Source organism: Halostella pelagica, assembly GCF_004762015.1.
Lineage (GTDB): Archaea > Halobacteriota > Halobacteria > Halobacteriales > Natronoarchaeaceae > Halostella > Halostella pelagica.
Genome location: NZ_SJES01000002.1, coordinates 202,629 through 222,175 on the forward strand (window position 1 = coordinate 202,629; position 19,547 = coordinate 222,175).

Genomic DNA, 19,547 nt, shown 5'->3' on the forward strand with positions numbered 1-19,547 from the left:
CGGGCAAGGACAGGGTATGCCGATCAAACCCGACTACGTCAAGAAGACCGGGACCATCCTCCTGGAGCGGTACCCGGACGCGTTCAACGACGACTTCGAGCAGAACAAAAAGAGCGTGCAGGAACTGACCAACATCGAGGCGAAGGGCGTCCGGAACCGCATCGCCGGCTACGTCACGAAGAAACAGAACACCGCCGAAGCGTAGTTCGGCCCGATTCTGGCTCGATAGAAGACGAACGACGGTCCGTAGCGATGCGTTTCTCTCTCCCGGATTCCGGGCCGTCTGCCACGCGAGATAGAACTGCCAGCAAATCGTGGCCTGACCCAAATGGTTTTGCGTCGCCGTTGCCGAAGGTACGTCAATGTCTGTACGCGTAGGCGTTTTAGGTGCAACCGGTGCGGTCGGGCAACGACTCATCCAGCTACTCGACCCGCATCCCGAGTTCGAAATCGCAGCGCTCACCGCCAGTGAAAGCTCCGCCGGACGAACGTACCGCGACGCGGCCAAGTGGCGCGTCGACAGCCCGATCCCGGACGGCGTCGCCGACATCACTGTCGGCGCGACGGACCCCGACGAGGTTCCGGACGACGTCGATCTCCTCTTTTCCTCTCTCCCGTCGAGCGTCGGCGAGCAAGTCGAACCCGAGTTCGCCGACGCGGGCTACATCGTCTCGTCGAACTCCTCGAACGCGCGACTGGCCGACGACGTGCCGCTCGTCATCCCGGAGGTTAACCACGACCACCTCGACCTGATCGAGGTCCAGCGCGACGAGCGCGGGTGGGACGGCGCGCTCATCAAGAACCCGAACTGCTCGACGATCACGATGGTCCCCTCCCTCGCGGTGCTCGACGGGTTCGGCCTCGAGCGCGTCACCGTCTCGACTCTGCAGGCCGTCTCGGGGGCCGGCTACGACGGCGTCTCATCCATGGAGATCATCGACAACGTCCTCCCGCACATCGGCGGCGAGGAGGAGAAGATGGAGACCGAATCCCGGAAACTCCTCGGCGAGTTCGACGGGAGCGAGGTGGAGTGGCATGGGATGGACGTCGCCGCCTCGTGTAACCGTGTGCCGACCCTCGACGGCCACCTCGAAAACGTCTGGGCCGAGACCGAGGAGTCGGCGTCGCCCGAAGCGGTCGAGGAGGCGTTCCGCGACGCGTCCGGCCTCGATCTTCCCTCCTCGCCCGATCGGCTCATTCACGTGTTCGACGACCCCAACCGCCCCCAGCCGCGTCTCGACCGCAACATCGACGACGGCCAGGGGATCGCCGTCGGACCCGTGCAGGAAACGTCCGATGGCGTGCAGTACGACTGTCTCGCACACAACACCATTCGCGGTGCCGCCGGCGCGAGCGTACTGAACGGAGAGTTGCTGGTCGACCAGAACTACATCTGAAAGCCCCGACAGCAGCACGGTGGCCGCTGCTGCTTTTTCAACGCCCCCCGGAGCGGCGAGTTCACGAGCCGTCACTGGCGATGAAACGCACTTCGACCTCTGGGCAGTCAGACGGTGCGGATGAATGCAAGTGTTTTTCGTTACGCCGTTCCTAGCCGAAACTATGGCCGAGCGACGGGTGACGTGGTCACTCGGATCCGGGAACTCGCGGATGGTCCGCGGGTTCTGCTACCTCCAGATCGCCGTCTTCGGTGGGATGGCGCTGGTGATCGCCGGCAGCATCGTGGGCCTGTTCGCGCTCACGCTCTGGAGCGGCAACTACCGGGTATTGGGCCTGCTCGTTCTCCTGACGCTCGTCGGCGGGCCGTTCTCGCTGCTGTATCTCCTGCCGCTTCTCACCGACCCGGAGCAGCGGCCGCCGATGCCCGAGACCTGGCGGGAGTTCCGGCGCTTGAGCGTCGGCGGGACGGTTGTCGCAGCCACACTGGGCGCGGTTGCGCTCGTCGCCGCGTTCGCCGTCGGTTCGCCGGTGCTGCTTGCGTCGATGTTCGTGGTTTTGCTCGCCGCCTTCGCCGCCGGGAAGTGGCTCACGAGCGACGGCGTGTTGGATCCGGACGTCGGGTCACTCACGTACGCTAACAGCGAGATAGACATCGACGCCATCACAGATGTCCGGCAGCGTGATATCGGCGGGTACGCCGTCGTGACCCTCTCTCACGATGCGGGTGTCGGGATGCCGCGGTGGCTAGTCCTCCCGGGTACAGTGGCCGACGAAGTGGTCCCCGTGCTCGACCGAACCGCCGAGGACGCGGAAGCGGCCGACACCCAGTCGCTCGCCGCCACCGCGGCGCTCGTCGCGCTGGGGCTGGGGACCATCGCCGGCGGCGCGGGGCTGGCGGTGCTTGGCAGAAACGCCGACAAGCCGGTCGCGCTCTACTGGATAGCTGCGTGGGTCGTCGCGGTCGGCTGTCTCTTCCTCTGGATCGCGTGGATAGAGTGACTTCGGTGACGACACCGGACAGATGAGCAAGACACGAACCGTCGTCAGATCACTCGGTTCTCCAGGTCCTCGTCGCCCGCGGCGTACCGCTCGGCGTTACCGGCGACTACGTCCGCCAGACGCTCGTAGTAGTTGGGGGTGTGGCCCGCGTTGTGCGGCGTTATCTGGACGTTCTCGAGGTTCCACAGCGGATGGTCCTCGGGGAGCGGTTCGGGGTCCGTGACGTCCAGTGACGCCCCGCGGATCCACCCTTTCCGGAGCGCCGTCTCCATCGCTTCAGTGTCGACGACTGGCCCGCGAGCGACGTTGACGAGGACGGCACTCGGCGGGAGCGTGACGAACTCCTCGTGGCCGACGATACCGCGCGTCTCGTCGGTTAGCGGGCAGGCCAACACGAGGTAGTCCGTGCGGGCCGCAACCTCGCCCAGGTCGTCGAAGCCGAACACCTCGTCGGTTGGACCGCCTTTTTCGGGGCTGTAGCGGACGCCGACGGTGTCGACGCCGAACGGTTCCAGCCGTTCGACGACGGCCCGGCCGATAGCGCCGAGGCCGACGACCGTGACCGTACTCCCGGCCAGTTCGTGAGTCTGGTAGTGACGCCACTCGCGGCGCTGTTGCCGACGCCACCCCTCGTGGAACCGTCGGGTGAACGAGAGTATCGCACCCAGAACGTGTTCGCCCATGTTCGGCCCGTGGACGCCCGAAGCGTTCGTCACGGCGACGCCTCGGTCAGCAAGGGCATCGAGCGGCAGGTGGCCCGTCCCGGCGTACGCGCAGGCGAACACGTCGAGTTCGTCAGCGCGTTCCAGCACGCGCTCGTCCAGTTCCATCCCGGTGACGTATCGGGCGTCCCGAATCAGTTCCCGTTCCTCGTCCGGCGTTCGAGCCAGCGTCACGGTTCCGTCCGGCAGTCGGTCACGGAGCGCGTCGGCGTACTGTTCGACCGGATCGCCGTGAGTTCCCTTCCGCAACACCAGAACCTCGGGAGCGTCGACCATACATCAACTCTCTGCGGGGAACCGCTTAATTGTTGAGAAGAGCGGCTCGCCGGCGGATACTCGACTTACTCACCGGTGAAATCGGGGTCGTCAGCCCCGAAGAACGCGTCGTGACCTCGCGCGTAATCCGACGTTCTCGATAGATGAGATATGGAGTCGGTTTCGGCGGCGAGCTGGGCCGGGAGGTCCCGCGCGTAGCTCTTGTTCAGCAGGCGTTTCGTCGCGCCGTATGCCCGCGTCGGCCCGTCGGCGAGCGTCGCTGCCAGTTCCGCGAGGCGGTCGTCGAACTCCTTTGCCGGGACGAGTTCCGTCGCGAGGCCCATCTCGACAGCCTCCGCCGGGGGGATCGGTTCGTCGAGCAGGGCGATCTCTCGCGCCCGGCGGTGACCCACCAATCGTGGGAGGAAGTACGTCGACCCGCCGTCGCCGGAGAGCGCGATCTCCGGGTAGGCGAACTCGAAGCGAGCGTCGTCTGCGACGAGGACCAGATCGCCGGACAGCGCGAGGCCGAATCCGCCGCCGGCCGCGACGCCGTTGACGCCCGTCACCGTCGGCATCTTCGCGGTGGCGACGTTCCGGACCGCGCCGTGTAGTCGGCTCGCGAGAGCGCGCAGGCGACGCCCGTCGGTCGCGTCGCCCTCGAACGTCGAGAGGTCGGCTCCGGTGTTGAACGTGCCGCCGGATCCCGTGAGGGCGAGACAGCGAACCTCGTCGTCCTCGGCGAGGTCGTTCGTCGCGTCGCGGAGTTCGCCCGCCATCTGAACGGTGAGCGCGTTGTGGTGGTCGGCGCGTTCCATCGCGATCCGTCCGACGCCGTCGATTCGCTCGACTGAGAGATACTCGTACGTCGACATGCGTGCTACTGCGCGGGGGACCGGGAAAAGTCCCCCCGCCTGAGGACTGCCGCTCCGCGGCCGAACCGGACCGGACGAGCGTCGCGGAGTCAGGGGAATTTAATACCGCCCAACCAGTCGGGTTCGCGTATGGAACGGACAGACGTGGCCGTCGTCGGTGGGGGTCCGGCCGGCACCGCCGCGGCGTTGCAGGCGGCCCAACGCGGCGCGGACGTCGTCGTCTTCGAGAAGGGCGTCCCCCGAGAGGACAGGGACGGCCCGGGACCGGATTCGACGGACGCCGCGGGAATGCTGGACTACTGGGTCGACATCATGGACGTCGATTACCGGGAGATCCCGGACGAGGTTATCTTACAGGAACTGGAGGACGTCGACTTCATCGGTCCGACCGCGTCGTGTACCCTCGGTCGGACGGGGATCGACTCCTCGTACCCGCACTTCGGATTCGCCTTCCACCGCGCCCGAATGGACGACTGGTGGCGCGAGAAAGCGGAGGACGCCGGGGCCGAGTACCGCATTGGCACTAGCGTTGGGACCGTGGAAACGGACCTCTCGGGCCCGACACATCACCTCACGCTGGCTGACGGCGGCGAGGTCGAGGCGGATTACCTCGTTCTCGCGGACGGTCCACAACGGACCGTGACCAACCGCGTACTAGACCAGTTCACGCCCGAGGACCGGAGCATCACCGACGTGCTGGCGTCGACCGACGCGAACCACATCGCCTATCAGGAGTACCGACGCTTCCCGGAGGACGTCTTCGACGACGACACGTTGAAGTTCTGGTGGGGTGTAATGCCCGGCGAGACGGCCTACCCGTGGGTGTTCCCCAACGACGGCACGGTCGCCCGCGTCGGCCTGACCATGCCTATCGGCATGGACATCGACGACGTCGAGAATCCGGAAGAGTACGACCTGCTCCGGCCGGACGACGAGGAGATCCCCCGCGGCGGCGAGTACATCCGCCGCCTGCTCGAACGCGAGTACGGCGACGAGTACGACATCGAGGCGGACTTCCCGATCGTCGAGGACCGCGGAAAGACGAAGGGGACAGAGACGTACCCGATCTCTTCCACTCGCCCCATCGACTCGCCGACCGCGGCCAACGTCGCCGTCGCCGGCGGCGCGATGGGGACCACCTCGGCGTTCCACGAGGGCGGCTACCACGTCGCCATCCGCTCGGGCAAGATAGCTGGCGAACTCGCCGCGACGGATTCGATCTCGCGGTACAACGACGCCTGGAAGGAAGCCATCGGCGACGAGATACTGCGAAACGTCACCTTCGCTGACATCGTCGCAGAGTACGAACCTGACGACTGGGACCGTACCTTCTCCGTGGCCACCGACATGCTCTCCGACGACCGTAGCGGTAGCCTTCTCAAGCCGCGGATCCGGAGCGGCGTCAGAGGCCTCAAACTCTACGGCAAGTACAAGTCGACGAAGCGGAAGTACCGAAACGGCAAGTACGTCCAGTTCGACGAATCCGAGTACACACTGTAACGGACTGACGGAGACGCAGTGACGGTTTTCGGCACGGTATAGCTGTTTAGGGCATTCGAAAGGGGTTAACCCGTTGCGCTCCTTGAGGTATGTGCGCGCCACAAGTCCCCGCCCGAGTTTTCCCGTCAGGGAGCGATGACAGTGCGGAGAACCCAGGCACGCGATAGATTCGGCGCTGCGGACGCCGTAGCGCTGGCCCGGCACGAGGGTTTCCCGACTGACCCGGCACGCCGCCAGGAGTGATGTCGGTCGTTAGTGTTCCGGGCCTACATTTAATCCCGTAGTCGTGTCTTTTCAGCGTCCTGTTCTGGCAACGATTCATTACGCGCGGCGTTGTAGGGCTGACGTGACAGACGAAGAGCGACCCGATACCGACGACTCGGAGAATCAGGGCTCCGAACCGGACAGCGGCGTCCGTCGTCGCCAACTGTTACGGACCGGTGTCAACGTCGGCGTGGCGGGTGCGCTCGTCTTCGGTTTCGGTGCGAACTACGTGTCGTCGAACGACCTCGACAGCATCACCTACGCGATGGCCCGGCCGGAACCGGGGGCGACGACGCTCGAACCCCGAACGAAGGAAGTGCCGGTCGCGTGGCACGAGAGCCTGCGGATAGCGTTACGGGTACAGGAGGAGATCCGCTCGTCGAGCCTGTCGCCGGTGAAGGGTTCGTTCATCGTCCCGGGCAGTTACGACGACCCCCAGGCATCGGTCTCCGTCGACGCGACGGAGGAGAACATCTCCGACTCGCTGGGGAACCTGACGGAGGAGGTCCCCGTCGAGGTGAGTCTCGTCGACGAGATCCCCCCGAAATCCGGAACGGACCACGACTCGGAGGACGCCTATCAGGTGTCCGAACTCGACCCGGCCCACGTTCCCGGTGGCGTCGTTTGTCAGGCTGGAGAGAACTTCGGCACTCTCACCCCGGCACTGTTCGACGCCGAAACCGGCTCTCGGTTCTTCGCCACGTCGAATCACGTGTTCGGCGCTTCGGGGACGAAATCGACCGAACATCAGGGCGAGTCGCTGTTTCTCCTCCACGACGGGGAACAGCATCAGATCGGAACTGTGGAGCGAGGCTATCCGGAGGCAGATATCGGCCAGATCGCCCCGGCCGAGGAGTACCGTCCGTCGACGGAGATCGAACGGGCGTCGCCGTCGCAGGTCATCGGCCACTACACCAAGATGGGACTGGCTGACCTGAGTGCACGGGGGGAATCACTCAGGAAAGTCGGTGCGCTGTCAGACGACTCCGCGGGCCGGATCAAAGGGATCGACGGCGTGACCTGTTACACTGGAGCGGTCTGTAAATCCGGACAGCTCAAGTGGGGCGACGAGGGCGATCTCGTCGACGGCGACAGCGGGTCGGTGAACTTCCATCAGGACCCCGAAAACCCGGACGACTACCTCCTCGTCGGCGGCATCAACAACGCCCGGACCTGGTGGCCCGGGTCGAACTTCGCCTGGGGAACCGCTGCGCACCACCTGTACTCCGAGTACGGCCTGCATTTCTAACCAGCGGATCAGCGACCGAGTTCGCCGGATCGACCGGTGACTGACGCACAAACAGTTACAGCCGGCAGTGTACTTTTACTACCGAGAACGTCCACAGAGTAACTATGGCGTTGACCGGGCTGTCACGGCTACCGCGGCTCGTTCTCGGATCCCTTCCCTGGCGTGTACTGGTGCTGGATCTGGTGGTCATCGTCGCGTGGGTCGGCGTCGTAACGTTCGCCTTCGAGGGCGCGGGCTGGCCAATATGGCTGTACTACGCCGTGATATTCAGCGGCGTGATCATGTACTCGGTTGGTATCGGTCCGTTGCTGTCACGGCGTGGGTCGTGACACAGAGCCCCGGGAGCGGGCATCGCGGTCGTACTCCTTTAGAGACTGTTGTAACTGTGGACCGGTATTCGCCGACCCGTGACGGTGACAGGCCGAAATGACTTACAACAGTCCCTATCAGAGGGTCGGTCGAGACACCGACGTTATAGCGACCCCTCGTGGAAGAGTTTCTCACAGAGTTTCCGCTGGGCCGCGCGGAGGTGGTTGTTGAACGTCGGCTGAGAGATACCCATCGACTCGGCGACTTCGACTGCGGTGCGCTCGCGCGGCGTCTCGAAATACCCGCCGAAGTATGCAGTCTGAAACGCCTCTAGCTGGCGGTCAGTCAGCGCCTCGGTCAGCGAGGCTCGCAGTCCAGTGGTCGACTGGTGGGGGCGTTCCTTGTTCCGCTGGGCGACCAGTTCCGAGTTCTGATACTTCGTCTGAAACATGTCGACGAACTCGCGGATGGCCGCATCGGCGGCTAGGTCGACCGTCACTGTGGCGACCCCGTCTTCAACGTACAGTTTGTGCATCCGTCCGCCGTGATCCAGCACGGTCGTTGCGAGGCTCTCGGCGGAGAGGTCAGCCTCGAACAAACTGATTCGAACGCCGTCTTCCTCGTATTCAGAGATCACAGTGAGGTCGAACGCCGGGAAGCGGTGGGTGTATTCGAGGACGTCGTCCGCCGGCACCCCGCGCGTCGAAAAGAAATACCGAACCCCGCCGGCCGACCGCGGGACCACGTTGTCGACAGTGATATCGCAGTCGAGGTCCCGAGCCAACTCAACGAAGGTGAGAGAAGAGTCAGTTACGGAGAACCGCAGTCTCGTGATCTCGTCGTTCACGAGCGCCTTCTTGCTCTCGACCGCGTTGATCGCGTACGCGATGGTGTCGGCCAACTCCGTCAGTACAGTTTGTTCCAGTTCGTTGAACACGCCGGATTCCCCTGCGTAGACGTTGAGGACACCGTACAGCGTGTTTTCGTAACTCAACGGCAGCGCAATGGTGGCGTGGTAGCCCCGTTCGAGCGCCTCCTGACGCCACGGACCCAGCGAACGGTCTACGACGACGTTGTTGACGACCTGAGGTTCGCGTGTCTTCACCGCCTCAGCGGTGGGGTTTTGCGTCTCAGAGAGGTCACCCACGTTTAAATTGACGTTGTCGAGGAACCTCCTCTCGTCGCCGGCGAACTCCCGGGGTGAGAGTTCTTCGGCCATCGCATCGCGTTCGCCGACCCAGGCGAGTTCGTACGGACCGACGTCCGCCAACTGTTCGCAGACGACCGTCTCTATCTCCTGTCTGGTGGACGCCTGAACGAGCGACTGAGCGATGGTCCGAATGATGTCGTTGACCCGGTTCAACCGTTCGAGCGTCTGGTTCTGCGCTTCGAGTGTTTGTTCTCTCTCGTACAGTTCCCGTTCGCGGTCCACCCGGTCGAGCGTGGCCGTAACGTTTCCGGCGACCGTTTCGCCGAACTCGAAATCGGTCGCATTGAATCCGCCGGACTCGGTCGCCCCCGTTATGAATACGCCGTGTTTCGAGAGGGGGAAGATAGCCAACTCGGTAGCCAACGGGTGATCCGGACTCTCCCCGTCGTCGGGCGGGACGGATACGCGGCGCGTGTCGTTCTCGATGAACGCCCCCCAGCCTGACCCCTCGCCGATGTCGAGTATCGAGGTGTCACGCAGAACGTCTGCGGCGTCGTCCGTCATCCTGGACGGGCGGAGGTCGCCTTCCTGGTCGTCGTAAAGCGCGATAGCCGTCACGGGGAGACCGAGCGTCTCCGCGGCCGCCTCGACCACGAACTCGCTTACCTCGTCCGCCGTCTCGGCGTCGGTGAGGGCGCGGTTTAGCGTGTTGAGCGCTTTCAGTTGCTCGTGTCGTCGCGTGCGGTCGCGTTCCTGACGGTTCCGCTCGATAGCGTGGTGGATCGACCGAACCAGCAGGTCGCTCGTCACGTCGTCTTTCACGAGGTAATCCTGTGCGCCGTGCTGGATCGCCTCGATCCCGACCTGCTCGTCGCGGAGTCCCGTGAGGACGACTATCGGGACGAACTCCGTCGCATCGACCATCGTACTGAGCGTGTCCAGACCGGTACTTTCCGGCAGGCCGAGGTCGAGGAGGACCACGTCAATATCAGATTCAGTCAACCGTGCGAGGCCGTCGGAAATACGCTTTTCGTGGTGGATTCGCGAACCGATTGCAGTTGTCTGGCCGAAGTCGACACGCTGAAGCAGTTCCTCCGCGTTTCTGAGCATCTCTTCGAACAGTCGCGCGTCCCCGGGGTTGTCTTCGATCAGGAGGACGTTGAGCGCGTCGGAAGCGCTCACTCGTTCTCACCCGTAGACGGTGGAAGCCCGTTCTCGCCCGCATACGGCGGAAGGCGGATGACCGAGAGCCAAAACGTCTGCAACGTCTTCACGGTGTCTATGAACTTGTTCGGGTCGACTGGTTTGGTGAGATACGCGTTCGCGTCGAGTTCGTAGGACCTGACGATGTCTTCCTGTGCTTCCGAACTCGTCAGAACGACCACGGGGACGCGCGAGAGTTCGGGATCGCTGTTTATCTCTTCGAGCACCTCGTCGCCGTCTTTTCGCGGGAGATTGAGGTCGAGCAGGACGATATCCGGGCAGGGGGCGTCCGCGTGGTCCCCGCGCCTGTAGAGGAAGTCGAGCGCTTCGACCCCGTCGTTTACGACGTGGAGCGTGTTTGCGATCCTGCCGTCTTCGAACGCCTCCTTCGTCAGGCGGACGTCGCCCGGGTTGTCCTCGACGAGCAGGATGTCCGCCGGATCGCTCGAACTGGCCCGTTCACTCATCGTCGGGATTTGTGGTGTCGGCAAGCGTTTCGTCCGGGATGGTTCGGTCCGTGGCACGCTGTTCGGTGTTACATTCGAGAGGAGAAACGCAGTCGTCGCGTGGAAGGTAACACATACCGAGAATATTCCCGCACCCAGCAATTACCTCGACGGCGTCGTTGGTCGCGCCGAAGCGATCGAGAGGTCCGGTTTCGCCCGCATCTCGACAGAGGACCCTCCCTGTGTCCCCGACCCGTTCAGTCATATATTCGGTACAGGGCCCCGAAAGGATAAGTTTCCCTATTACCATCCCTCTAGCGGCCTGTTATGACAATTTTCACTGTATACTTGTATGATGTATTCCGCTGTTCCGACCGGTTACCGGAGGTCCGGCGACGCGAATAGCAGGGCACTTATCCGGGTAGTTCGCAGGGGAAGGTATGGAGATCAAGAGCCGGGATCGCGCCGAGGAGGGCCGAACGCGGATCACCCTCGTCCCGGAGAGCCTGGACGACCTCTGGCACCTGCAGTACGTGCTCGAACCCGGTGACTCCGTCTCGGGCGACACGACGCGGCGCATACAGCGCGACGACGACAAGATGCGCGATACCGGCGGACAGCGCGAACACATGTACGTCACCATCGAGGTGGACTCCGTCGAGTTCGCCAAGTTCGCCAACCGCCTGCGGGTCGGCGGGGAGATAGTCGACACCTCCCGCGAGGACCAACTCGGCTTCCATCACACGCTCAACGTCGAAGAACGCGACGAGATAACGATCACCAAGCGGTTTCAGCCGGACCAGTTGGAACGCTTAGAGGAGGCCGTCGAGGCGACGGACGCGCCGGACGTCGCCATCGCAACCGTCGAAGAGGGCGAAGCGCACATCCACACAGTCGCCCAGTACGGCACCGACGAGTACGGGTCGTTCACGGGGACAACTGGCAAAGGAGAGTACGCACGCTCCCGCGACGAACTGTTCGGCGAGGTCACCGCCGCGCTGAAGCGACTCGACGTCGACGCGATCATCCTCGCCGGTCCGGGGTTCACGAAGCGGGACCTGTTAGATTTCGTCGAAGAGGAAGCGCCCGACATGGCCGAGAGGGTCACGACCGTCGACACGAGCGCGGTCGGCGACCGGGGCGTCCACGAGGTGCTGAAACGCGGGGCCGTCGCGGACGTGCAACAGGAAACCCGTATCGCCGAGGAAGCGGAACTCATCGACGCCCTCACTCAGCGGATCGGCGAGGGCGCGAAAGCGGCATACGGTCCCGAACAGGTCGCGAAAGCCGCCGACTTCGGCGCGGTCGAACAGTTGCTCGTGCTGGACGAGCGCCTCCGAAAGGAGCGCGGCGCAGTGAGCGAGGACGAGGAGGGGGCCGAGTGGGATGTCGATGTCAACGAGATAGTCAGGGACGTCGAGCAACAGGGCGGCGACGTGACCGTCTTCTCCTCGGACTTCGCGCCCGGCGAACAACTCGCGAACCTCGGCGGCATCGCGGCGCTGCTTCGATACCGCCTCGAGTGAGACGGGCGGTCCCGGCGAACGGTCACACCTTCCGGTCGAACGAGTCGAAACTGGAATTCATCAATTCGATCAGGGCGGACGCGAAGTTCGTCTCGACGCTCCAGAACGCCGTCTCCCGGTTGATGCCCGAAACGTCCGGAACCGGTTTGCCGACGATGCGGTCCTCACTACTGTCCCGCCGCCGCCGTTTAGCGGCGACACGAGCATCGGTCGAGTCGTTCGGGTTGACGGGAAAGGCGTCCTCCTCTCCGTGCTCGGAGAAGAAGACCCCCTCGTCGACGCTGACGACGCCCACGTACAGGCCTGCTTTCTCCCGGTCACGAAGCGCCGTCTCGATAGTCTCGGTCATCAGGTCTGGGTCTGGCGTTCCGAAGATGACGCTCTCCTCTGCCTCGCGAATCAGTTCGACGATCCGGTCTTCCACGTGTTCCTGACCGCGGACAGTCCAGATGTCCTCCTGTTCCTCCCCGTCGTCGCTGTGTTCCTCTCGAACGCCCTCGACGTAGTCGAACGCCCGCTCCTGTTCACGCTCGAAACGCTCGCGCAGGATCGACCGGGCCGTCTCGATGCTGACCGGCCGGTATCGCATCGGGTTCGACTGTTGGACCTCGACGAGACCGCGCTCTTCGAGGTTCTCGGCGGCGCTGTACACCTGTGACCGGGGCACCTCAGCGACCCTGTGAACGTCGCGTGCGGTGCCGGAACCGAGTTTCTGCAAGGCGATGAACACTCTCGCCTCGTAGCCGGTGAGCCCAAGGTGTTCGAGCGACGACACCGCGTCGCTCTCGGCCATCAGTTCTCACCACCGTCGGGATGAATCGACGCGTCCGTGTCGCCGGTTTCGGCCGTGCGGTCCTCGGGTGCGAGATACCTCGTCCAGACGACGAGCAGACTCGGCAGGACGACCACGGACGCGATGAACGCGTAGATGATCGTCAGCCCGGTGATGATACCGAACTGCTGGAGCGCCGGGAAGATGGCGAGGGAGAGGACGCCGAACCCGCCGACTGTCGTCGCGGCGCTGCCGAGCAACGCCCCGCCGGTGCCGGTGATGCTCGTGTCCATCGCCGCCCAGATGTTGTCACGACGCTTGCGTTCGAGGTTGAACCGCTCGCTCAAGTGGATGCTGTAGGCGACGCCGAGTCCGATGGTCAGGCTGGTTATCATCCCGGTCAGGACGTTAAAGGGCATCCCGATCACGTGCATCGTCCCGAGGATCCACGAGACGGACAGCGCGACCGGCATGAGGGTGACGACGCCCAGCGATGCGCTGCCGTGCGTGACCCGGTAGGCGATCATCAGGAACCCGAACACGGCGACGAGCGTGATCATCAGGCTCTCGATGACCGTGTCGAGCAGTTGGCCCTGGACGATCTCGTTGACGATCGGCGATCCGGTCGCGGTGGCCGTCCAGATATCGCTCTCGCCGTCGTCGTCGACAGCGCCCGCGGCGTCTCGCATCCGGTCGGTGGTCTCGGCCGTCGACAGACCGCCGCGAACGGACACCTCGACCTGGGCGGCGCGGTACTCGCCGTTATCGCGGTAGATCACCTGCCCGGCCTGGCCGGGGGCCACTTCGTACAGCGTATCGTACACGGCCGTCAGGTTCTCGTCGGGGATGCCGTCGCCGTCGGTGTCAGTCTCGTTAACGACCGCCGCCATCGTCCCGTTGCGATCAGCGACGGACCTGATCACCGAGTTGGGACTCGTTACCGATGGATTGCCGCCGGAAGTGACGAACGCCACGTCGTTTTCTTTGATACGTTCCTCGGACCGATTGACGCGTTCGAGGGTGTCCGGGTGAGTGATATCACCCTCGACCAACACCTGCGCGACTTGGTCCTCGCGCTGGAAGTTGTCGTTGATGTAATCGAGGTTCTTCTTCACGGAGTACTCGCCGGGACGGAACGGTTCCGGCAGGTCGTACATGTACTCCGGCGGGTCGTCAGCGAGGAAGTCCTCGTTGGAGAAACTTGTGTCGACCTGCGTCGCACCGTATGCGCCCGCGACGCTGACAGTCAGGGCGAGAGCGATGACGACGAACGGCGCGACCTTCGCGGCCGTGGACCCCACCGAAAGTACTCGGCTGAACCGGCCTCCGCCGGTACCGAACGCACGCTTCCGGCGGTCGATGCCGCGCTGTTCCAGCGCCCCGTCTATCTCGACTTTCAGCGCCGGAATGAACGCGCCGAACACGAGCAGCGCGACCGCGATGCCGAACGAACTCACGATCCCGAAGTCCTGGATCGGCCCGAGCGGGCTGATGAGATTCGACATGAATCCGATGACCGTCGTCGCCGTCACCCATACCAGGGCGACGCCGACGCCGACGAGCGCCGCTCGCATCGACCTGCGAACGCTTTCGCCGTCGCTGGCCTGGCGCTGTTCGCGGTGACGCATGAAGATGTGGATCGCGTAGTCGATAGAGAGCCCGATGAGCAACACGGGCACCGCGATCATGATCTGGTTGAACGTGATGTCGGCCCAGCCCATGAACCCGAACGTCCAGATGAGGACTGTGAAGATGCCGACGAACCCGAGAACGATATCCAGCAGGTCCCGGTAGGCGATCAGGAGGGTGAGGAGGACGAACAGCAGCGCGAGCGGCCCGACGATGGCGAGACTGTCGCCCATCGACTGGTCGGTCTCCTCGCCGATGATGCCGAATCCGAAGACGATGTACTGTTCCCCGTTGCTCTGACGCTCAGCTTGGTCGCGGATGGCCAACTGAGTATCGACTAAGTTATCTGAAACCTCTCCCGGGTTCTGAACGCTCGACTCGGTGGACTGGAACACGACCATCATCCGCGCGTCCGCGGTGGTCGACCCGGGGTCGTAGTTCGACGCCATCAGTGCGAGCGGCCCGCCGTTCCCACCGTTGTCGCCGCTCAGAAGCGTCTCGACGACGGACTCGACCTGAGAATCGTTCATCGACTCTACCTGGTCGATCTGCTCGTCGAGGGGCGGGAGAGCGCCCGCCTGAACCGCGGCCTGTCGCTCTTTGAGCTGTTGGCCTCGTTCGGTGAGGGTCTCGCGCCGCTGCTGGAGTTCGTCCGCTCGGTCCCGAACGGCCGCGTACTCCTCGCTGAGGACGCTCTCGTTGCCGGGACCGGCGTAGGTGGCGACGGCGTACGCCAGACGTTGCTCCTCGTCGGTCTCCGCGTTCCGAACCAACCGCGCCGCCCGCTCGAACGTCTCGGCGTCGTCGTCGCTCAGATTCACCGGCGTGTCCCGTCGGACCGATTCGAATACGGCTCGCGGGTCGGCGGAATCATTGCGTGCAACGCTTGCGAGTGCGGCTTCGAGGTCGCTAGCCGTCTGGTTCAGCTTCTCCTGTTGCCGCCCGAGCGCGGCGTAGTCGGCCTGTAAGCTCTCGTTCTCGGCCTCGATAGCGCGCTGTTCCTCCAGAATCCCACCGTACGCGGCGACGTAGTTCGAGACACCCAGAACGGGGTCCTCGTCGTCGAGCGACTCGTTTATCGTTTCGTTCTCGCGGAACGTCTGCTGGAGTCGCAAGGAGCGAAGGAACGAGTCCTTCGTAAGGACGTTCCCGGTCTCGTTTCGAACGATCACCTGTACCGATGTCGTGTTCTCCCGTCCGGAGGTGAAGTTCTGATTGACGTAGCTCCGCTTTTCCTCCTCGACGGACCCGGTCTCGAACTGGCCTAGTGACGAAGACTGTTCCACCATCCCGGCACCGCCCCCGACGACAGCAGTGAGGACGATCATCACCGCGATCACGATACGAGTGTGCGTCGCGATCGCGTCCGTGATCGAGTCGGTCAGGCCCACGTCGACCACGCTCCGTTCCCGTGGTAGCTGGTTATATCGTGCATTGTAAGCACTGTTGTTATGAGACTACTAACAACACGTCGTCCTTAAGGGTGATGGTTTCGTTCGAACTGTCGGAAAATCATCGTTCTCGACCGCGGAACGTCATTCGATCCGTAACGTCGTGAGATCGCTTGCGACCCGAACGTCGCCGTCGAACCGCTCGCGAACCGAGGCGATCATCTCGTCGTGTCTCCCCTCGGTGTGCGGGTAGAGGTGGGTGAGGTAGAGCCGCCCGATCTCGGTGCCGGCGAACGCGTCGCCGAGCTGTGACGGGGTGGGATGATTCGACACGTCGACGTCGTCCGGAAACGAGCAGTCGTGCGCGAAGACGGCGACCCCGTCCGCGAAGGTCGCCAACCCTTCGAACGCCTCGGTGTCTCCGCTGAATCCGAACGCGTCCCCGAAGCGGTACGCGAGACAGGGAGTCGAATGGCGCGTCTCATACCCCTCGATATCGAACCCCGCGACCGAGAACTCGTGCGGGCCGACCTCCCGTATCTGAAGGTCGACGCGGCCGTCGAGGTAGTCGAATACGTCGATCAGATCGTCGACCAGCGCCTTCGTGCCGGCCGGACCGACGACCTCCAGATGCGTTTCGCCGGCCAGCCATCTGGCTTTCAACAGGGGAAGTAGGTCGGCGACGTGGTCGAGGTGGTGATGCGTCAGGAGCACCGACGAGATGCCCTCGTAGCCCGGGTCGGTCTGCGAGAGACGATTGAGAACGCCGCTCCCGCAGTCGACGAGGAGGCGTCGGCCGTCGTCTTCGAGGAGGATTCCGGTCTGGGACCTGTCGCCGGCCGGCATCGCGCTACCGGTGCCCAGGAAGGTGACGTCCATGCCTGTGCCTGCGGAGAGCGGAGCGAAAAGGGTTGTGTCGTCCGGCCGGCGTTGGACCCGACTCGCCGACCGCGGATCCGTCCTCCGCTTCACTTCCACTCCGCCTTCCAAACCCTCTTGCCGGGCGACCCCCTGGATCCGCTGATGGATGGGAACCGGCTGCCGGTCGAGAACGCGGACCTGCCGTTCGACCCCGACCGGGCCGAGATCACGGACGCGGACGTTCTCGAACTGCTGGAACCCGCGGTCAGGGAGTGGTGGGTCGAGGAGTTCGGCGAGTTCGTTCCCGAGAACGAGGGCTTTTTCACGCCGCCGCAGGAGGGCGCGATCCCCCTGGTCCACGAGGGGACGAACGCGCTGATCGCAGCGCCGACCGGGTCCGGCAAGACGCTGGCTAGCTTCACCGCGATCATCAACGAACTGTTCCGTCGAGAGAAGGAGGCGGGGTTGGAAAACTCCGTCTACTGCCTCTACGTCTCCCCGCTGAAATCGCTCGCTAACGACATTCACCGGAACCTGGAGGTCCCGCTGGACGGTATCACCGAAATCACGGAACGGCGCGACGAGTCACAGGACGTGGGGAAAGTACGTCACGCCATCCGCCACGGCGACACCGACGACAGCGAGCGCCGGAAGATGCTGGAGGAGACGCCGCATATACTCAACACGACGCCCGAGACGCTCGCAATCTTGCTGAACTCCCCGAAGTTCCGCGAGAAGCTCCGAACCGTCGAATACGTCGTCGTCGACGAGATACACTCCATCGCGGGCGGGAAGCGCGGCACCCACCTGTCGGTCAGCCTCGAACGCTTAGAGCGACTCGCCCACACCTCGCCGACGCGGATCGGGTGTTCCGCGACCATCGAACCGCTGGAAGACGTCGCGGAGTTCCTAGTCGGGTGCGAGACGCAACGAGTCTCGGACGGAGCGAGTGAGCAACGCCCCCGGACTGATTCGTCCGGCGGTGACACGCGCGACTACGAGATAGTCGACGCGCGCTTCGCCCGCGCGTTCGACATCGAACTGCACTGTCCGACCGACGACCTGATCAACACCCCGCCGGACGTCGTACAGGAGCGGTTCTACGACGAACTCCACGAGATGGTGCAGGAGCACACGAACACGTTGGTGTTCGCAAACACCCGCTCCGGAGCCGAACGCATCCTCCAGAACCTCCGGGAGCGGTACGACGCGTACGACGAGGACAACTCCGGCTGCCACCACGGGAGCCTCTCGAAGGAGGCACGACAGGGGATCGAGGAGCGTCTGAAGGAGGGGTCGCTCGACGTTGTGACGTCCTCGACCTCGCTCGAACTCGGCATCGACATGCCCCACGTCGACCTCGTGGTGCAGGTCGGGTCCCCGAAAAGCGTCGCCTCGCTGCTCCAGCGCGTCGGCCGCGCCGGGCACCGTGTCGGACAGACGGTCACCGGGCGCGTCGTCGCGCTGGACCGCGACGAACTCGTCGAGTGCGCGGTGATGCTCAAGAAGGCCGAAGAGGGGTTCGTCGACAGCGTCTCGATCCCCGAAAACGCTCACGACGTCGCCGCACAGCACGTGTACGGGATGGCGATAGCGGAGGTCCGTCCGGAAGCCGAGATCAAAGCGGTCCTCCGGCGAGCGTACCCCTACCGGAACTACGACGGGAGCGACTGGGACCGGCTCATGCGCTATCTCACGGCCGACTACGAGGGGCTAGAAGAGAAAAACGTCTACGCGAAGGTGTGGCGCGACGGCAACGACCCGCCGGACGGCGAGTACCACTACGACGAGTTCGAGGTCGGCGAAACGCTGATGGGCAAGCGCGGGCGACTGGCGCGGGTCATCTACATGACGAACATCGGGACGATACCGGACTCGTTCACCTGCGATGTCTACACTCGCGCCAGCAACGAGTGGGTCGGCAACTTGGACGAGAGCTATCTCGACACGCTGGAGAAAGGCGACGTGTTCGTCCTCGGCGGCCAGAACTTCGAGTTCAGCTACCGTCGCGGGTCGAAGGTGTACGTCGACCCGACGAGCGCTCGGCCGACGGTTCCGTCGTGGTTCTCCGAGCGCCTGCCGCTGTCGTACGACCTGGGCCGGGAGATACTCGCCTTTCAGGGAGAACTGCTCGACCGCCTCGATTCGGGCGGCCCGCCGGCGGTTCGGCAGTGGCTCAGGGAGTATCCGCTGGACGACGACAGCGTGCGGGCCGTCGCCCGGATGTTCGACCAGCAGGTCCGCTTCGCCGGGAGCGAGAGCGTCAGCACCGACCGCCGAATAGCCGTCGAGCAGGAGAAAGACCGCGACGAGTACGAACGCCACTACTACGTCCACTCCAACTACGGCCGGCGGTTCAACGACGGACTCTCCCGACTCCTCGCGTACCGCTGTGCGCAGGAGGCAAACGCCAACGTCTCCGTCGCGGTGGCGGACAACGGGTTCACGCTCTCGATGCCGCTGAACCGCAAGGTCGACATCGCGGGGATCCTCCGCGACCTCGACCCGGACGAGGTGCGGGCGCTCCTACGGGAGAGCCTAGACGGCACCGAACTGCTCCAGCGGTACTTCCGGATCAACGCGACGCGGTCGCTGATGATCCTGAAGCGCTACAAGGGGTACGAGAAATCCGCACAGGAGCAACAGGTCTCCAGCGAGATGCTGCTCGGTTTCGCCGAGGACCTAGAGGAGTTCGCCGTCATAGAGGAGACCTACCGCGAGATACTGGAGGACAAACTGAACGTCGACGAGATCGAGGCGGTCGTCGCGTCGATAGCCGACGGCGACGTGACTGTCGCCGAGCAGACGGTCGCCTCGCCGACGCCCCGGTCGTTCGGCCTCGCCACGCTGATGGCGAGCGACGTCGTCCTCGCGGAGGACGAGAGCGCGGCACTCCAGTCGTTTCACGAGCGCGTCGTCGAAGAGATCGGCGACGGCGCCGATGCGGGCGGACCGCTGGCGGCCGACGAGTGAGGAGAGGACTCGCAGACGCTACTAT

The 19,547-nt window shown here is 64.1% G+C and carries 16 protein-coding genes; 8 read left to right on the plus strand and 8 right to left on the minus strand.

Annotated elements, in window-relative coordinates; genetic code table 11:
- Positions 1-16 precede the first annotated feature (16 nt).
- The 3 genes from EYW42_RS05460 to EYW42_RS05470 all read left to right on the plus strand — a co-directional run bounded on the left by EYW42_RS05460 (position 17) and on the right by EYW42_RS05470 (position 2,397).
- Positions 17-205 carry a 30S ribosomal protein S17e gene (locus tag EYW42_RS05460; RefSeq protein ID WP_135534248.1) on the plus strand — a complete coding sequence of 63 codons (189 nt, stop codon included), beginning with the start codon at positions 17-19 and terminating at the stop codon, positions 203-205.
- Between the two features lie 157 nt (positions 206-362).
- Positions 363-1,397, plus strand: a complete 1,035-nt coding sequence (asd, locus tag EYW42_RS05465) for an aspartate-semialdehyde dehydrogenase (RefSeq protein WP_135534249.1) — start codon at positions 363-365, stop codon at positions 1,395-1,397.
- A gap of 163 nt (positions 1,398-1,560) precedes the next feature.
- Positions 1,561-2,397: a hypothetical protein gene (locus tag EYW42_RS05470; RefSeq protein WP_135534250.1), complete on the plus strand. Its 837-nt coding sequence runs from the start codon at positions 1,561-1,563 to the stop codon at positions 2,395-2,397.
- Between the two features lie 44 nt (positions 2,398-2,441).
- On the opposite strand, the gene EYW42_RS05475 is transcribed toward EYW42_RS05470, so the two are convergent.
- Together EYW42_RS05475 and EYW42_RS05480 are read right to left on the minus strand one after the other, a co-directional pair.
- Positions 2,442-3,395, minus strand: a complete 954-nt coding sequence (locus tag EYW42_RS05475) for a D-2-hydroxyacid dehydrogenase (protein WP_135534251.1) — start codon at positions 3,393-3,395, stop codon at positions 2,442-2,444.
- A 65-nt stretch (positions 3,396-3,460) separates the two neighbouring features.
- Positions 3,461-4,249, minus strand: a complete 789-nt coding sequence (locus tag EYW42_RS05480) for an enoyl-CoA hydratase/isomerase family protein (RefSeq protein WP_135534252.1) — start codon at positions 4,247-4,249, stop codon at positions 3,461-3,463.
- Positions 4,250-4,378: 129 nt separating this feature from the next.
- Between EYW42_RS05480 and EYW42_RS05485 the strand changes: the two genes are divergently transcribed.
- From EYW42_RS05485 to EYW42_RS05495, 3 genes are all read left to right on the plus strand, one after another.
- Complete coding sequence (locus EYW42_RS05485; RefSeq protein WP_135534253.1) at positions 4,379-5,749, plus strand: NAD(P)/FAD-dependent oxidoreductase; 1,371 nt, start codon at positions 4,379-4,381, stop codon at positions 5,747-5,749.
- A 346-nt stretch (positions 5,750-6,095) separates the two neighbouring features.
- Positions 6,096-7,262 (plus strand): hypothetical protein, encoded by a 1,167-nt coding sequence (locus EYW42_RS05490; protein ID WP_135534254.1) that lies wholly within the window; start codon positions 6,096-6,098, stop codon positions 7,260-7,262.
- Between the two features lie 104 nt (positions 7,263-7,366).
- A complete protein-coding gene (locus EYW42_RS05495; protein WP_135534255.1) occupies positions 7,367-7,591 on the plus strand; it encodes a hypothetical protein in 225 nt (74 codons plus the stop codon).
- A 143-nt stretch (positions 7,592-7,734) separates the two neighbouring features.
- On the opposite strand, the gene EYW42_RS05500 is transcribed toward EYW42_RS05495, so the two are convergent.
- The 3 genes from EYW42_RS05500 to EYW42_RS05510 are packed head-to-tail and all read right to left on the minus strand — an operon-like array spanning position 7,735 to position 10,635.
- Entirely contained in the window at positions 7,735-9,903 is a 2,169-nt protein-coding gene (locus EYW42_RS05500; RefSeq protein ID WP_135534256.1) for a bacterio-opsin activator domain-containing protein, read from the minus strand.
- Positions 9,900-10,391, minus strand: coding sequence for a response regulator (locus EYW42_RS05505; protein ID WP_135534257.1), 492 nt, complete (start codon positions 10,389-10,391; stop codon positions 9,900-9,902). The genes EYW42_RS05500 and EYW42_RS05505 overlap by 4 nt, the downstream gene beginning before the upstream one ends.
- Positions 10,384-10,635 carry a hypothetical protein gene (locus EYW42_RS05510; protein ID WP_135534258.1) on the minus strand — a complete coding sequence of 84 codons (252 nt, stop codon included), beginning with the start codon at positions 10,633-10,635 and terminating at the stop codon, positions 10,384-10,386. Before EYW42_RS05510 ends, EYW42_RS05505 begins: the two co-directional genes overlap by 8 nt.
- Positions 10,636-10,810: 175 nt before the next feature.
- Between EYW42_RS05510 and EYW42_RS05515 the strand changes: the two genes are divergently transcribed.
- Positions 10,811-11,896, plus strand: coding sequence for an mRNA surveillance protein pelota (locus EYW42_RS05515; RefSeq protein ID WP_135534259.1), 1,086 nt, complete (start codon positions 10,811-10,813; stop codon positions 11,894-11,896).
- Between the two features lie 22 nt (positions 11,897-11,918).
- Here EYW42_RS05515 and EYW42_RS05520 read toward each other — a convergent pair whose 3' ends face one another.
- The 3 genes from EYW42_RS05520 to EYW42_RS05530 all read right to left on the minus strand — a co-directional run bounded on the left by EYW42_RS05520 (position 11,919) and on the right by EYW42_RS05530 (position 16,567).
- Complete coding sequence (locus tag EYW42_RS05520) at positions 11,919-12,689, minus strand: TrmB family transcriptional regulator (protein WP_135534260.1); 771 nt, start codon at positions 12,687-12,689, stop codon at positions 11,919-11,921.
- Positions 12,689-15,688, minus strand: a complete 3,000-nt coding sequence (locus EYW42_RS05525; protein WP_449271869.1) for an MMPL family transporter — start codon at positions 15,686-15,688, stop codon at positions 12,689-12,691. The genes EYW42_RS05520 and EYW42_RS05525 overlap by 1 nt, the downstream gene beginning before the upstream one ends.
- 144 nt (positions 15,689-15,832) lie before the next feature.
- The gene (locus tag EYW42_RS05530) at positions 15,833-16,567 is read right to left on the minus strand and encodes an MBL fold metallo-hydrolase (protein ID WP_135534262.1); all 735 of its coding nucleotides are present in this window, start codon (positions 16,565-16,567) and stop codon (positions 15,833-15,835) included.
- A 144-nt stretch (positions 16,568-16,711) separates the two neighbouring features.
- On the opposite strand from EYW42_RS05530, the gene EYW42_RS05535 reads away from it, so the two are divergent.
- Positions 16,712-19,522, plus strand: a complete 2,811-nt coding sequence (locus EYW42_RS05535) for an ATP-dependent helicase (RefSeq protein ID WP_135534263.1) — start codon at positions 16,712-16,714, stop codon at positions 19,520-19,522.
- Positions 19,523-19,547 lie beyond the last annotated feature (25 nt).